This window comes from Desulfovibrio desulfuricans DSM 642 (assembly GCF_000420465.1).
Taxonomy (GTDB): Bacteria; Desulfobacterota; Desulfovibrionia; order Desulfovibrionales; family Desulfovibrionaceae; genus Desulfovibrio; species Desulfovibrio desulfuricans.
Genome location: NZ_ATUZ01000019.1, coordinates 1 through 14,701, shown reverse-complemented (window position 1 = coordinate 14,701; position 14,701 = coordinate 1). Strand labels below are relative to the sequence as shown.

The 14,701-nt window shown below is 54.3% G+C and carries 14 protein-coding genes and 2 tRNA genes; 8 read left to right on the top strand and 8 right to left on the bottom strand.

The genetic code is table 11. From position 1 onward, the window contains the following. Positions 1–387 precede the first annotated feature (387 nt). Positions 388–1,650 carry an O-acetylhomoserine aminocarboxypropyltransferase/cysteine synthase family protein gene (locus G449_RS0114330; RefSeq protein ID WP_022660008.1) on the bottom strand — a complete coding sequence of 421 codons (1,263 nt, stop codon included), beginning with the start codon at positions 1,648–1,650 and terminating at the stop codon, positions 388–390. 438 nt (positions 1,651–2,088) lie between these two features. Between G449_RS0114330 and G449_RS0114325 the strand changes: the two genes are divergently transcribed. The 3 genes from G449_RS0114325 to G449_RS0114315 all read left to right on the top strand — a co-directional run bounded on the left by G449_RS0114325 (position 2,089) and on the right by G449_RS0114315 (position 5,443). Then, positions 2,089–3,036 carry a hydrogenase small subunit gene (locus tag G449_RS0114325; RefSeq protein WP_022660007.1) on the top strand — a complete coding sequence of 316 codons (948 nt, stop codon included), beginning with the start codon at positions 2,089–2,091 and terminating at the stop codon, positions 3,034–3,036. Between the two features lie 8 nt (positions 3,037–3,044). Further along, on the top strand, positions 3,045–4,724 hold the full coding sequence (locus G449_RS0114320) for a nickel-dependent hydrogenase large subunit (protein WP_022660006.1): 1,680 nt from the start codon (positions 3,045–3,047) through the stop codon (positions 4,722–4,724). Positions 4,725–4,951: 227 nt separating this feature from the next. Then, on the top strand, positions 4,952–5,443 hold the full coding sequence (locus G449_RS0114315; protein ID WP_022660005.1) for a HyaD/HybD family hydrogenase maturation endopeptidase: 492 nt from the start codon (positions 4,952–4,954) through the stop codon (positions 5,441–5,443). Positions 5,444–5,667: 224 nt separating this feature from the next. On the opposite strand, the gene G449_RS0114310 is transcribed toward G449_RS0114315, so the two are convergent. The 4 genes from G449_RS0114310 to G449_RS0114295 form a co-directional block, all read right to left on the bottom strand. Further along, complete coding sequence (locus tag G449_RS0114310) at positions 5,668–6,102, bottom strand: 2-thiouracil desulfurase family protein (RefSeq protein WP_022660004.1); 435 nt, start codon at positions 6,100–6,102, stop codon at positions 5,668–5,670. Next, positions 6,102–6,332, bottom strand: a complete 231-nt coding sequence (locus G449_RS0114305; protein WP_022660003.1) for a hypothetical protein — start codon at positions 6,330–6,332, stop codon at positions 6,102–6,104. Before G449_RS0114305 ends, G449_RS0114310 begins: the two co-directional genes overlap by 1 nt. 266 nt (positions 6,333–6,598) lie before the next feature. Then, a complete protein-coding gene (locus G449_RS0114300; RefSeq protein ID WP_022660002.1) occupies positions 6,599–6,763 on the bottom strand; it encodes a hypothetical protein in 165 nt (54 codons plus the stop codon). 20 nt (positions 6,764–6,783) lie between these two features. Further along, positions 6,784–8,223, bottom strand: a complete 1,440-nt coding sequence (locus tag G449_RS0114295; protein ID WP_022660001.1) for a putative sulfate exporter family transporter — start codon at positions 8,221–8,223, stop codon at positions 6,784–6,786. Between the two features lie 446 nt (positions 8,224–8,669). Between G449_RS0114295 and G449_RS0114290 the strand changes: the two genes are divergently transcribed. Then, a tRNA-Gln gene (locus tag G449_RS0114290) sits at positions 8,670–8,744 on the top strand. Positions 8,745–8,753: 9 nt separating this feature from the next. Beyond that, a tRNA-Glu gene (locus G449_RS0114285) sits at positions 8,754–8,830 on the top strand. Positions 8,831–8,966: 136 nt separating this feature from the next. On the opposite strand, the gene G449_RS17915 is transcribed toward G449_RS0114285, so the two are convergent. Next, positions 8,967–10,241 (bottom strand): tyrosine-type recombinase/integrase, encoded by a 1,275-nt coding sequence (locus G449_RS17915; RefSeq protein ID WP_022660000.1) that lies wholly within the window; start codon positions 10,239–10,241, stop codon positions 8,967–8,969. Positions 10,242–10,625: 384 nt separating this feature from the next. Between G449_RS17915 and G449_RS18505 the strand changes: the two genes are divergently transcribed. The 3 genes from G449_RS18505 (at position 10,626) to G449_RS0114255 (ending at position 13,846) form a co-directional block, all read left to right on the top strand. After that, entirely contained in the window at positions 10,626–11,369 is a 744-nt protein-coding gene (locus G449_RS18505) for a hypothetical protein (protein ID WP_027181038.1), read from the top strand. Between the two features lie 285 nt (positions 11,370–11,654). Next, positions 11,655–13,457 carry a MobA/MobL family protein gene (locus tag G449_RS18215; protein WP_081640583.1) on the top strand — a complete coding sequence of 601 codons (1,803 nt, stop codon included), beginning with the start codon at positions 11,655–11,657 and terminating at the stop codon, positions 13,455–13,457. Between the two features lie 107 nt (positions 13,458–13,564). Beyond that, on the top strand, positions 13,565–13,846 hold the full coding sequence (locus G449_RS0114255; RefSeq protein WP_159060483.1) for a hypothetical protein: 282 nt from the start codon (positions 13,565–13,567) through the stop codon (positions 13,844–13,846). A gap of 6 nt (positions 13,847–13,852) precedes the next feature. Here the strand turns inward: G449_RS0114255 and G449_RS0114250 are convergent, their stop codons facing one another. Together G449_RS0114250 and G449_RS17310 are read right to left on the bottom strand one after the other, a co-directional pair. Beyond that, a complete protein-coding gene (locus G449_RS0114250) occupies positions 13,853–14,392 on the bottom strand; it encodes a hypothetical protein (protein WP_022659994.1) in 540 nt (179 codons plus the stop codon). A gap of 16 nt (positions 14,393–14,408) precedes the next feature. Next, positions 14,409–14,701, bottom strand: a 293-nt coding sequence (locus G449_RS17310) for an integrase core domain-containing protein (RefSeq protein WP_022659993.1), incomplete at its 5' end; no start/stop codon positions are given.

Genomic DNA, 14,701 nt, shown 5'->3' with positions numbered 1-14,701 from the left:
AAAAATCTCAAAGATTCAAGATACTTTTATTGTAAAAAGGTTGTGAGAAACTGGCCGGATATCTGGCCGACTTCCACAACCTTTTTATTTTTGGTACGCCATTGCGCCACTCATTGCCGCTTAGTATCAAACAAGGGATATATAAAATGATGCAGACATGAATGCGGCCACGCGGGGGGGCCACAGACGTACATGCCCCAAAGAAAATCCGTCTGACGCAGTCTACAGCAGCCATGCGCAGACTGCTTCCCGCCCTGCACAGTTCCCCGCGCTAAGAGAATTTTTGGCTGTTGACAAGAAAGGCGGATTTTCTGAGCGGGGAGTGCGCATAGACGTGCATGACCCAAACAGAGAATCCGCCTGACGCAGTCAGCGGTCAAAAAGACCCTAGCGCCCCAGAGCTTGATCCAGATCGGCGATAATATCATCCACATGCTCAACGCCCACTGAGAGGCGCACCATGCCGGGGGTGATACCGGCTTCGCGCAGTTGATCATCGGTGAGCTGGCGGTGGGTGGAGCTGGCGGGATGGAGCACGCAGGTGCGGATGTCGGCCACGTGAACCTGGAGGGAGATCATTTTAAGGCTGTCGATAAAGCGCGCGCCGGCTTCCCGTCCGCCTTTGAGGGAGAGGGAGATGACGCCGCTGCACCCTTTGGGCATGTACTTGTCGGCCAGGGCTTTTTGCGGGTGGCCGGGCAGGCGCGGATAATTGACGGATTCCACGGCGGGATGCTTTTCCAGATAGGCGGCGACGGCTTCGGCATTGCGGCAGTGGCGTTCCATGCGCAGGGGCAGGGTTTCGAGGCCCTGATTGATGTAGAACGCGCCCTGAGGGCTCTGGCAGCAGCCCATATCGCGCATGAGCTGCACGCGCGCCTTGACGATGTAGGCGGCCTTGCCAAAGGCCTGGGAGTACACAAGGCCGTGGTAGGAAGGATCGGGTTCGGTAAACTCGGGGAACTTGCCGGAAGCCCAATCAAAGTTGCCGCTGTCCACGATGACTCCGCCCACCTGAAGGGCGTGGCCGTCCATATATTTGGTGGTGGAATGGACTACGATGTCGGCCCCGAATTCAAAGGGGCGGCAAAGCACGGGCGTGGCAAAGGTGTTGTCGATGATCAGGGGCAGCCTGTGTCTGTGGGCCAGATTGGCAAAGCGCTCAATATCCAGCACATCCATGGAGGGGTTGGAGAGCGTTTCGCCAAACACGGCGCGCGTGTTGGGGCGGAAGGCCTTTTCCAGCTCGGCCTCGGAGGCGGTCTGATCCACAAAGGTGACTTCAATGCCCATTTTTTTTAGGGTAACGGCAAACAGATTAAACGTACCGCCGTAGATGCTGGCGGCGCTTACCACATGGTCGCCGCTTTGGGCCACATTGAGCAGGGAGAGCATGCTTGCCGCCTGGCCGGACGAGGTGCACAGCGCGCCAACGCCACCCTCAAGGGCGGCGATTTTCTGTTCCACGGCGTCAACCGTAGGATTGCCAAGGCGGGTATAAAAAAAGCCCGCTTCTGCAAGATCAAAAAGCTTCGCCACTTCGGCGGTGGTGTCGTATTTAAAGGTAGTGCTCTGCACTATGGGCAGAACGCGGGGTTCGCCATTGCCCGGTTCATAGCCCGCATGCAGACAAAGAGATTCCGTTTTCATGCCGTCCTCTGCTGTGCTTGTGTTGGAAATTGTCGCATGTTTCCGGCTGCAATGCCGTGCGATTCAGGCACCGTAGCGCAAGCAAAGAGGCGAGGCAACCACCAAGCCTGCCTGAGAAATTTCCTGTACGGCTGATGAAGAGAAAGCAAAAAAAGTTCCTTCCTATTGACCGTTTGCATGTAGAAGTATAGGATTCTAAGAAGCAGGTGGTCGCCCTGTGGCGTGAGGCATTCTGGGGATAGCCATGACAATACGCGCTGCAACGCACCGCCCGAGTTTCTGATTTTTGTTTGCTGACAGCGCCGCAAAAAGAGCGGCCTTTCGTACATTGTAGCGCCGCTGTCTTGATGCGGAGTTGGCGCGATTTTGTTGCGCCGCAAGCGGGCCCTGTGGCGGGGCCGAGCAAAGCCTTTCACTCACTTTTGCCAGGAGGCTATTATGCGTATTGCCGTGGGTCTGGGCAAAAAAGGCGGAGAAGAGCGTTTAGAGCGCCAGGGCATAAGCCGCCGTGATTTCATGAAATTCTGCACGGCGGTGGCGGTGACGATGGGTTTTGGCCCCTCATTCGCCTCCGAGGTGGCCGCTGCGCTGACCGGGCGTCGTCCTTCGGTGGTGTATCTGCACGCCGCTGAATGCACGGGCTGTTCCGAAGCGCTGCTGCGCACTTACAAACCCTTTATTGATGCCGTCATTCTTGACACCATCTCTCTTGACTACCACGAAACCATCATGGCCGCCGCTGGCGAAGCCGCCGAACAGGCCCTGCATGCCGCCGTGGAAAACCCCAATGGCTTTGTCTGTATGGTCGAAGGTGCCATTCCTACGGGTATGGACAACAAGTATGGCTACATTGGCGGCCATACCATGTACGACATCTGCAAAGAAATTCTGCCCAAGGCCAAGGCCGTGGTCAACGTTGGCACCTGTGCCTGCTACGGCGGCGTTCAGGCTGCCAAGCCGAACCCCACCGGCGCCAAGGGCGTGAACGAATGCTTTGCCAGCCTGGGCGTCAAGGGCATCAACATTCCCGGCTGCCCCCCCAACCCCCTCAATATGGTCGGCGCACTTGTGGCCTTTTTGCAGGGCCAGAAAATCGAACTGGACGAACTGGGCCGCCCGCTCATGTTCTTTGGTCAGAGCGTGCATGACCTTTGCGAACGCCGCAAGCACTTCGACGCTGGCGAGTTTGCGCCTTCCTTCAATTCGGAAGAAGCGCGCAAGGGCTGGTGCCTTTACGAAGTGGGCTGCAAAGGCCCGCAGACGTACAACAACTGTCCCAAGGTTCTCTTCAATGAGACCAACTGGCCGGTGGCTGCCGGGCATCCCTGCATTGGTTGCAGCGAACCCGGTTTCTGGGACGAAATGTCGCCGTTCTACCAGAACTAGGGGGAATCATGAGCCAGATCAAACAAACGCCCCAGAGCAGCTACACCGGGCCCATTGTGGTGGACCCGCTGACCCGCATCGAAGGGCATCTGCGTATTGAAGTTGAAGTTGAAGGCGGCAAAATCAAGGACGCCCGCAGCTGCGGTACACTTTACCGTGGCCTTGAAGTCATCCTGAAGGGCCGCGATCCGCGCGATGCCCAGCACTTCACCCAGCGCACCTGCGGCGTCTGCACCTACACGCACGCCCTTGCCTCCACCCGCGCGCTTGAAGACGCCATCAACAAGCCCATTCCGGCTAACGCCACCTATATCCGCAACCTCGTTATGGCCATGCAGTTCATGCATGACCATCTGGTGCATTTCTATCACCTGCACGCCCTCGACTTTGTGGACGTGGCCAATGCCCTGCAGGCCGACCCGGCCAAGGCAGCCAAGCTGGCCCAGTCCATTTCGCCGCGCCCGGCCAAGGCAGAAGACTTTGCCGCCGTGCAGGCCAAACTGAAGACCTTTATTGAAAGCGGACAGCTTGGCCCCTTCACCAACGCCTACTTCCTGGGCGGGCACCCGAGCTACTACCTGGAGCCGGAAGCTAACCTGGTTGCCACCACCCACTATCTGGAAGCCCTGCGCGCCCAGGTTGATATTGCCAAGGGCATGGCCGTGTTCGGCGCCAAAAACCCGCACACCCAGTTCACCGTGGCTGGCGGCGTGACCTGCTACGAAGCATTGACACCCCAGCGCATCAAGGAATTCCGCGAGTTGTACAAGAAGGCCCGCACCTTCATTGAACAGGTCTACATTCCCGACCTGCTCATGGTTGCCGGTCAGTACAAGGACTGGGCGGCCATTGGCGGCACCGACAACTTCATGGCGTTTGGCGAGTTCCCCGCTGCTGGCGGCGAACGCGACCTCAACAGCCGCTGGTACAAGCCCGGCGTCATTTATGACCGCAAGATCGGCTCGGTCCAGCCCTTTGATCCTTCCAAGATCGAAGAACACGTACGCCACAGCTGGTACGAAGGCGACAAGGCCCGCACCCCCTACGAAGGCGAAACCAAACCCTTCTTCACCAAGATGGGCGACACCGACCGTTATTCCTGGCTCAAGGCTCCCCGCTACGCGGGTCAGTCCATGGAAACCGGCCCTCTCGCTCAGGTCCTGGTGGCCTACGCCCAGAACCACAAGACCATCAAGCCTGCGGTTGACGGCGTGCTGAAGGCCTTGAACGTGGGCCCCGAAGCCCTGTTCTCCACCTTGGGCCGTACTGCCGCCCGTGGTATCCAGACTCTGGTTATCGCCCAGCAGACCGAAAACTGGCTCAACGAGTACGAAAACAACATTGGCAAGGACAAGCAGATCGTCGAAGACTACGCTGTTCCTGCCAATGCCAAGGGCGTGGGCTTCCTGGATGCCCCCCGTGGCGGTCTTTCGCACTGGATCCGCATTGAAGAAGGCAAGATTGGCAACTTCCAGCTCGTGGTGCCCACCACCTGGAACCTCGGACCCCGGGACGCCAAGGGCGTTATGGGTGCTGCCGAGCATGCGCTTGTCGGCACGCCTGTGGCCGATCCCAAGCGCCCGGTTGAAATCCTGCGCACCATCCACTCCTTCGACCCCTGCATCGCCTGTGCCGTGCACGTTATCGATGGAGAAACCAACGAAGTGCACAAGTTCAAGGTGCTGTAGCAGCGCATTGAACACGCAGTAAATTGGCTTTGAAAAGGGCGGGGCTTCCCCGCCCTTTTTTATTTTGAGCCGCCGCAGCAGCATCCCCACAAACAGCCTGCAACTCAGCTGCGCAAACAACATAGACCAGAGAAAAATATTTTGGCATACTGCACAGATATGCGGCATTGCATCCACCTGGGACGCCGTGCGCACACTGGCAGCAACCCCCACATGAGAGCGCCAACGTGGAACAAAAAAGAATAATGATTATGGGCGTCGGCAACATATTGCTGACAGACGAAGGCTTTGGCGTACGCGCCGTGGAATATTTGCAGGCCAAATACACATGGCCGGAAAATGTTCGCCTTGAAGATGGCGGCACACAAGGCCTTTTGCTTATGTCCACGCTGATGGATTGCGATACGCTGGTGGTTCTTGACGTAGTTCTTGGGCCGGAAAAACCCGGCACCATCTATATGCTGGAAGGCGAAGACCTGCGCAAAAGCCTGAGCTTCCGCGATTCCATGCACCAGACAGATCTTCTGGATACTCTGATCACGTGCAGCATGGCCGGGCACGATGTGCAGGCCGTTGTTTTTGGCCTACAGCCTTTTGACTACCACACCATGCAGGTTGGGCTGACCCCGGAAGCCGAAAAACTGCTGCCGGAATTTTGCACCAAGGTTGTTGCTGCGCTTGCAGAGCGCGGCATCGCCACCGCACAGCCTGTTGCCTGAGAGACACTCGCTGCAACAAGGCATTCTGTACGTATCTGATGTGAAGCCATCACGCAGTTGCGCGAGAGTATTGTGCCCGCAAAAGAGCCTGCCGCTCTGATTGTCTGCATCACGGCAGTCTGCGAAGCAGCATTTTGACAAACAAAAAAGAGGCCGGGCGCGTTATCGGAAATTTCCGACTCGCGCCCGGCTTTATCGCACTGGCAGCTTTTGTCTGATGCTGGTCAGGATTCGTCAGGGAGCGAAAGTTCGCTGAACAGGGCAAATCCCTCGGCGCGCAGCATCTCTGCCCACACGCCATCCCCCACACAAAATGTATGGCTAAAGCTGCCGTCATAAATACGGTCAAATCCGCAGGACGGCGAAAGGCTCTTAAGAATTGCGGCGTTGCAGGCATTCTTGCGGGCAAATTCCACAGCCATGGCCGCGCCGCGTTCAAAAGCATCCGTCACGTCTTGCCCGTCACGGTTCACAACGCGGTTGCCCAGCCGTTCGCAGGGGCTGCGCGGCGTTTCAAGCCCACCCAGAATCTCTGGGCAGACAGGCACTGCCCTGCCCTCTTCCACCAGCTGTACCACAAGCGCGCAGGTATTGTCGCCGCCGTCATAGCGACAGCGTTCTCCAGCCAGACAGGCGCTGACTATGTAACGTGGGGGCATTACTTGCTTTCACCTTCGGGCAGCAGGGCCGCTTCCCACATTTCCTGATAATACATGCAGGTGCCGGGGTTCCAGGCCGTGGCCGTGGCGTGGTCATAACTTTCGGTTATGGGCCAGTCGGTGTGAGGCTTCAAGGCTTCCTCAAAGGAAGGGGCCTCCACAACGGTTTCAAATTCCAGATTCAGGGTATAATTGGGGCCTTTCATAAAGCGTAGATGATAATGCGGCATAGCCTTATCCTTCGCACAGTTTCGCCAGCAAATGCTGGACGAACGGTTATCAAGCCCGGTGCAAGGGGCAGTCATGCGCCGCAGGCAGGGGCTTGCGGGGCTGGCATTTGTTTGCCCGCCCAGTCATGCCATAGCGTGCAATCTTGGCCGTGACAGCGGACGTATTCATTTTCACATTATGGGGCTGCATCGTTACAGTCGCAGCACACAAGAGCGCCGGGGAGGAAACCCTCCCCGGCGTTCATATCAATGGGCGTCAGACACGTCTAGTGCGTGGTCATGACGAACTTGCTGATGACAAAGAGCACAACCAGCAGAACCACGCCGATGCCCCAGCTCCAGTGAACGAGCTTGAGTTCAACGGGATCCAGCGGTTCGTATTCCATCTTCTCGATTTCTTCGTGAAGCTTAACTTCAGTTTTCGTTTCCATAACTTACTCCGTATATTGGACTAGCCAGCCATCACAGGCGGGGTCATGCCGTGGAAGAAGGCATAAGAAATGAACAGGCCCACCCAGATGATGAAGCCGAACAGGCACACGATGTACACAACTGCCAGGCGGCCGATGCCTTCTTCCTTCAGCTTGCGGAAGTTGGACACCAGACCGATGCTGAAGAAGGTCAGCAGGAAGAACATGACGCGGAAGCCGTTGAGGGCGCCAGCCATGGACTTGCCGAGCTTGTGCAGTTCAGGCGAAGACAGGCAGAAGAACAACAGGATCAGGAAGGTGCCAAGGTAACCCAGCACGAAGCGGGGGAAACGATCCATAACGTCGCTCCAGGTCATGGTGCGCTCGCCACGGGTTTTGTCGAACTTGGCAGTCCAGATATAGGCGAGGACCAGGGCCCAAACGCCGATGAACATGTCGATGAATATCTTGACGGTAGTGGTAACCATCACGATCCAGCCTGGCTCCCACTTGGTGCCAAGGCCAGCCATCTTGGAAAGAATCAGGGATTCAGTGATGGCACCGCTGGCGATAGCGCCGCCGTCAGACTTAACGGCGAGGCCCATCCAGCCACCGGCCACCATGGGTTCGGTGTACAGGAAGTGCTGCGCGATGAAAGGCAGAATCAGCATTTCGATGCAGGTGAACACCACGACCAGCGAGGAAACCATGATCGGCACCACAGGCCGGGCGCGGATAGCGCCGCCGGTGGCAATGGCCGCCGAGACGCCGCAGATGGAAATGCCCGAAGCAAGGGGGGCGGCCCATTCCTTGTTGAACTTGAAGTACTTACGAGCCACGTAGTAAACAACGGACCAGTACAGCAAATAGGCTTCAACAATGGCGCACAGGCCTCGGAAAATAACGTGACCGGCAAAGCCAGCGGCGTCGGCGGCCTTCACGCCAAGTTCGGCGCCAAGAATAACGATGGCGATCTTGACGAAAAGTTCGGGGCGGCAGGCTTCGCGCAGGGATTCAGCAAAACCGGGCGTAAGGTTGCCCAGCAGAATACCCATGACCAAGGCCACAATAAGGCCAGCCTCGGTGCTCAGACCAAGCGACCAGGTGATGCCTTGCTTGGCGATTTCCGTGGGGTTGGCTGCAATGTAGGCGTTGGCGCCAACAGTGTAGCAGGCGATGGCGATGAAGAAAATGCAGGTAAAACCGTAAAGGAACTTGCCGATGTTGCCCTTCATGAGCTTGATGCCCACGGACATGACGGCGGCAATGAACACATAGCTGGCGATCAGAGCCCCCACGCCAGGCAACATGCCTTTGGATGCCGATTTCCAGCAATCAAGCGGGCTGTTAACCCACATGCCCATTTTGAGGCCCCAGCCCAGCAGATCCAGGCCAGCGAACTTGCCCAGCGCCAGCAAGAAGATGAAGCAGCCGATAAGCAGGGCTACTTTGTCTTCATTATAGGCTTTTGTTGATGCCATACCCAAACTCCTCCGTACAGGTTAAGCTAAACAAACAAACTCCAGCCGGACCTACGCCACGCAGACCACCTTGTTCCATAAAGAACAGAGCAGTCTTCATGAGGCGTCTTGCCGCGGAAACAGCTGGAAACCGATACTTGCAGCACCAATTCTCTGGTCTGCCGACCATTGGCGCATGTGGAAAAACATACCTTTATGCAAGATATTGTCAAGCTTAAGTCCAAAGTTTAACAATCAGTAACCAGATCCCAGAGCTGTTTCGCCAGCGGGCAAAGCTAAAAAAGCGCACCACCTCCTCGCCCTTCTATTCACATGCCTGCACAGGTGCCACCTCCCAAAACTTCGTTGAAGATGGAAGGCATAGCATAAAAATGCAGGCTAAAACATTTTTTTCAGATTTTCTGTTGACACTACCCGGCAGTTTCACATATACACTTTTCTCGCGTTGGGCTGTCGTTCAATTGGCAGGACGACGGATTCTGACTCCGTTAATCAAGGTTCGAGTCCTTGCAGCCCAGCCACAACACCGCGTCCCCATCGTCTAGCCGGCCCAGGACAACGGCCTTTCACGCCGTCGACAGGGGTTCAAATCCCCTTGGGGACGCCAATTGATTCCAAGAGGTTACAGTAAAAACCTCACCAGATACCCACAGGGAGCTAGCCCTGGGGGTTAGTTTTGAAAAAGGCTGCACTTAAGTGCAGCCTTTTTTCGTTTCCAAATAAGAAAGCCTGAATCATGTTCTCTACTCCGTTCCAGTTGGGATGAGTTTACCGGAAATCAGCCCCTGATTGCGGCGAACCACGTCTGCCTTTGCCCCTCCCCCCAGCTTCTCTTCATTTTCACTTGTAAAAGAATCCTTTTTCCGTGAAAGCGCGGAAGGGGCAGGAAAGGGGTGACAACTTGCAGGGCCACGGCTTGCCAATGCGCTCAGGGCATCCGAAACTTCCGCGAATGCTCCAAGGCTGTGCAGGTACCTGTCCGTGGTTGTCTGCTTTTCATGTCGCAGGGCGTGCTGGATGGCAAAGAGGCTCTTGCCCTCCTGGGCCAGAATGGTGGCAGCCAGATGCCTGATGGCATGAAATCCAAATGGTTTCACCTTGGCCTTGGCACAAAGCCTTTTCATCACGTGAGCTGCCGTTTTATAGGGTTGCCCGACGTACGGCTCAACCGGGCAGGTGAACACATGGTTTCCTTTGCCCTGACGGTATTGCCACAGCCAGAGCATGGTAGTGCGCACGTCCTCATTCATGGGCATTTCGTCACGTTTTGCCGTGCCTGTGCGGGTTTTGCGCGTTGTTAGCACAACGGTGCCGCGCTCAAAATCCACATCCTGCCAAGTCAACTTGAGCAGTTCGCCCTTACGCGCTGCGAGGTTGAGAAAACAGGTCAGCATGGCCTTCTCACGCTCTGGAGCCGCCTCGTAGACTTTCCAGAAATCCTCTTCCGGCGGAATGTAACGGGGAACCCGTATCTCCGCATACCGCTGGCAGGCCAGAAACGAATCCGGCATATCCAGCGGAAAGTGGTCAAGGTACGCTGCGCCCCACTTCCAAGCGGTGGTCAGGATTTTACGGTCTTTGTTGGAGCAGTTGGGGCCGCGCTGATCATGCTGCCAGGCAAGATACTTGCGGGCCTTTTTTCTGTCGAAGGATTCAACTGTATCATCTGGTGACAGTCCCTTGGTTTGCTCAAGGTAGCGGATGAACCGCCGAAAGCCGTCACGTTTCTCTTTGAAAGTCGCCAGGGTGTTGCGCCGCTGGCATTCTTCAAGGTAGGCCGTTCCCCACTCAAGAATCGTCACCCGTTGGGGCGCGGAGACCAAAGGGGTCACTTTTTCCGGCGCAGTCGCGGCTTCTTCCTCCAGTTGCTTCCTGGTGGTTACTTCCCACGCTATGGCATTCCTCTCGTCGGCCTTGCTGCTGCCAAACCATTTTACCGCTGCCATTCTGCCCTGAAACCAGACCTGTCCTTTCCAACGCTTGGGGGAGCCCTTCTTCTTGCTCGTGAAGGTTGCCATTGAATATCTCCAATATGCGATTTTCAAGGAACCTTAGAGCGTGCCCAATCCGCACACCCCCGAACGCTGTATAATACCGCCTGACCGTTCGCACATCAAGGCGGAAGATCGCAGCGACTTCTCTTGCTGTGAGCACTTTACCTATGGTATTTATTTGAGAATGTTCAGACATGGTGGTTCCTTATTTCCACCGTATTGATATTTACGTTACAAACAATTCTGAATGATGGTCAGAGGTGTTTTTTATGGACAAGCTACCCCGTTGTTTGTCGCTTCCAAGAGACTGCTAAAGAGAGGCTGAAGTGGCTTCGATCTTACCAACGCCGGGGATAGTATAAGCATTTGCGTGACACGTAACACACTAACTTCTATGAGAGACCAAGCATGGAACAGCTACCGCCAGATCTTACGGTGTCATTTCCAAGATACTTCTACGAGAATGATTATGGGAGCGGTATTGACATTATCTGCGGTTCTTTCATCTATAGCCATATGATTTTTCCGCGCGCGAACGAGAATGGGCACCGGTTACGCTATCAGGCTCTGGCCATGAAAACGGCGCTCAAGGAACTGGAACAGCAGGATCCAAAAAATTACCCAGAGATTATGCATGTTGTTATTAAAGAGACTTTTGGTACTCACTCCACCTATTGCGATATACTCACGCAGGCATCTTTTCCCAGCAAGGGTGATGGGTCATTACAGTCACGTGCGTGGCAGGGAATACTAACCGGGCAGATACTGCAGGGCGTCCTGTTAACAGAAAAAACCCTTGAGTCAGTAGCGGCAAGCCTAAATCAAGCGCTTCTAATGAAGCCTCTTGAAGAGCGCGCAGATATTTCCTGTCCTTCCGCTGACAATCTGATCAAAAACTATTGGGCACCCTTCAAGCCCGTGGCTCATTTATGGATGGCAATGCAATCCTTCACACTTCCCGAAGAACTTGATGGCATTGTGAGAATTGATAAAGCCATCAGAAATGAAACACAGGTAGTGGGCCGCGATGGATGGAAAGGCATCGTTGATGAAGCCGAAAGCATTCTTCACATGGCAGCGGGCTTACAGCGCAAGCAGACGCATAAAAAGCTTCTTGACCCGGAAAAATCATTCCGCCTGAAGCTCATATAACATACCTACATTTTTCTAGTGAGGCCCGCAGATACATGCTTCTGTGGGCCTCATCTTTTTTGCGCACTACTCTTTACGCCATAAAGAGGTGCATTAGCAAAACTGCGACTGTACGTTCTTCTAAACGGAGGGCGTGCAGTGTTTTTTTGTACCCACAAATTTTCTTTACTGATGAAAATCCCGCAAGGGCGCACTTATGCAAACACGCTTCGCGGTTTGCGTGCGCGGGGGCTGCGCCCCTCGACCCCCCAATGCGAAATGCACAAGGACTGCCAGGGGTAGGCTGTGGCGATTTATCATCTTCATATGCAGACCATCAGCCGCGCTGACGGAAGAAGCGCGGTAGCTGCCGCTGCTTACAGGGCAGCGTCTCGTCTGACGGCTGCCGATGGCCGAGTGTTCGATTTTCGGCGCAAGCAAGGGGTAGTGGCGCGAGAGATTTTTGTGCCTGAGGGTTGTCCCACTATCAGCAGACAAGACTTGTGGCTGTTGGCGGAGAACACTGAAAAACGCAAAAACTCCACCCTGGCTCGAGAGATGGATATGGCCATTCCTGTGGAGCTGAACAAGGAGGAGCGGTTCAAGCTTACGGCCCAATTTTGCCGCTGGCTTGCTCTGGAATATCAGGTGGCAGTGGATTGCTGCATGCACAGAAAGGACAAAAATGACCTGCAGGAAAATCCTCACCTGCACGTCATGTTCACAACTCGCTGCTATTCGCAGGAGGGGACGCTGGGCGCAAAAACGCGAGAGCTCGACGACCTGAAAACGCGGACAACACATCTTCTGCATGTTCGTGAAAAATGGGCGGATTTCTGCAACGAGTATCTCCAATTTTATGGAGGAACAATCGATCACCGCTCCTTCAAAGACCAGAGAGTTGATTTGTTGCCACAAATTCATGTGGGGTCTGCGGCAACAACAATGACCCGACGTGGTTTGGAAACAGAGCGAGGCATACTCAACCGGGCTATTCAGGGCAATAATGCTAGCATCATACAACTACAAAAGGAGATTGAAAATGTCAGATATTTGGGAAGCGAAAGTGACAGAAACTGTTCAGCGGGAATTGACGAACATGAAACCACACATAGCAACTTATTTGGAAAAACTGGTGAAGGACGAATCAGACAACGATTGGGGGCAGGCCTTGGCAATGATGGATTTGGTTCACAAGGAATTATTGGAGGTAGAAGCTCAACTACAAAATATGGGCAAGGGAGCAGTTCCGCCATCTCATTCGGTGCAGAATCTGGTGGCACGTCTGGAAGCACTGGAGCAAGACCATGCGCAGTTGAAGACGGATGTCCGGCTTCTGCAGCCCCTACAACCAAAACAGGACGACTAGCGGCCCTGGAGGCTCTGACACAACGTTGTGTCAGGGCCTCTGGGGAAATCCAAGCGGATATTCATGCCCTGGTTGAGGCAGCAAACTTGCGCTGCCTTGAACACAGCATTCGCCAGCACCAAGTGCAGCTTCTTAAGAAGCGCAGCACTGAAGTCTTGGTGGAATGCGGATCTGTTATCAGGGAAATTCTTCATGCTGTGGATAGAATCAACGCGCAGGCCATCCATCAGACGCACTTGATCTCCACACCCCATCCTTCATCGCGCTTAAGTGCCCTTGCTGAAAAAACCGCGAGCATCATTTCGGTCAGCCATAATATTCAACAGGAAATTCTGGCGGCTGTTGATCGCAGCAACATTCAGTATATTCAGGACTACCTGAATAAAACACGCCTCAAACAACTCAAGGCGTCCTGTCTAAATGTCTGTGTTGAATGCGGCTTCGTGGTCCGTGAAATTTTTGAGGCTACTGACAGGCTGGACGCCCGGTTCATGGAACAATGGCTTGCCCGGCCCAGCACAACAAAAACTACGGATGAGCAAGGTGCGCGCCGGATTCTGCCCTTACACAGCCCCGGCATACATAGAATGAGTTTGGAGAATCCTGAACCGCCCCAACGGGCAGAGCACAATGGTGTGATTCGGATAAATCTTGATGCCCCGGAACCATCAGGATCGGATTACCCGGAGGACGCATCAAGCACCCCTGACAGCGCTGCAACCGATTTTGAACCGACGTAGCGACGCAACCAACAAATACACAGGAGATTCCTATGAATAAAGACAATCAGACAGTTTCCAACAGCCCTGCGCCCTCCGGGGCGCTTCGCAAAACTCTTGCGGAAAAAATGCTCAGCCTGCAACGCCAAAAGCAGAAGCTGGCTCAAAAGGCAGCAGCGCTGAGCAAAGAGGCCCGCAAGGAGCGTACCGGGCAACTTATTGCCTGGGGCATTATGGTTGAAAGCAGATACCGAAACGCCGCCCCTGAACACAGAGAACGCCTTATCTCTGCCGCTCGAGAATTTCTTAAGGACAGGAACCTGAGCCGCGCTCTTGCAGGCTTTGCCCGACTGGATGATGAAATGGCAACTATGGAGAAAAATAATCAAAATGATAATACTGACAAATAACTACAGTCAGGATTTATTTACAAATGGAGCAGCAACGATTTGTGCAGTATTCAAATTCTCATTTGTTCCAAATGTTGCCCCGCGCAGCATATGTATTCTGATCCAGTTATTTACCGGGTAGATGTACGTCTGCCCCTCAATAATCCAGCGCAGCACTTTTGCCGTATAGGGATTATCTGTAATTATCCTGCTTTCAATGCGGCCAAATACCGCAGTTCGGCTAATGGGGTTGGACAAAAACAGGGGAGTCGCTATCAGTGTGCCAAACAAAACAACATTAACGAATATAGCCAATGACAGCCAGGGAATCAGGATTCGTAAGGAGTAAAAGCCTGTTTTGCAGACATGCACAATGATGCCGAGTAAAGAGAACAATAGAGCCAATGGCGGCACAATAAGTCCCCGCATGGCTTCTTTGCCCAATGCCTCGTGCTTGCCGCCACTGTCAAAATCAGCACTGGCAGCAAGAAGAGCCTTCTTTTGTTCTGTAACCAAATGCTCATACCAGGGGATATATGTTTGTCGCTCAAAATCTCTTGCGCTCATCCCGTTTCTTATGACCTTACCCCACTGCGTATACCACTTGTAAGTTAGTGGTTCCCAATGGGTTGCAGGTTATATTCTTTGCCCGAAATTCTTCCGGTGTCAGCCAGCCTAAGGAACTGTGCGGTCGCCGCTGGTTGTAATCCTGCCGCCAGGCTTCGACTGTTCTGCGGGCATCGTGCAGGGACAGAAACACGTTCTGATTTAAGCACTCATCTCGGAATTTTCCGTTAAAGCTTTCAATGTGTCCATTATCTGTGGGCTTCCCTGGACGAGTGAACTCTATCTGCACGCCGTGTTCAAAAGCCCAGG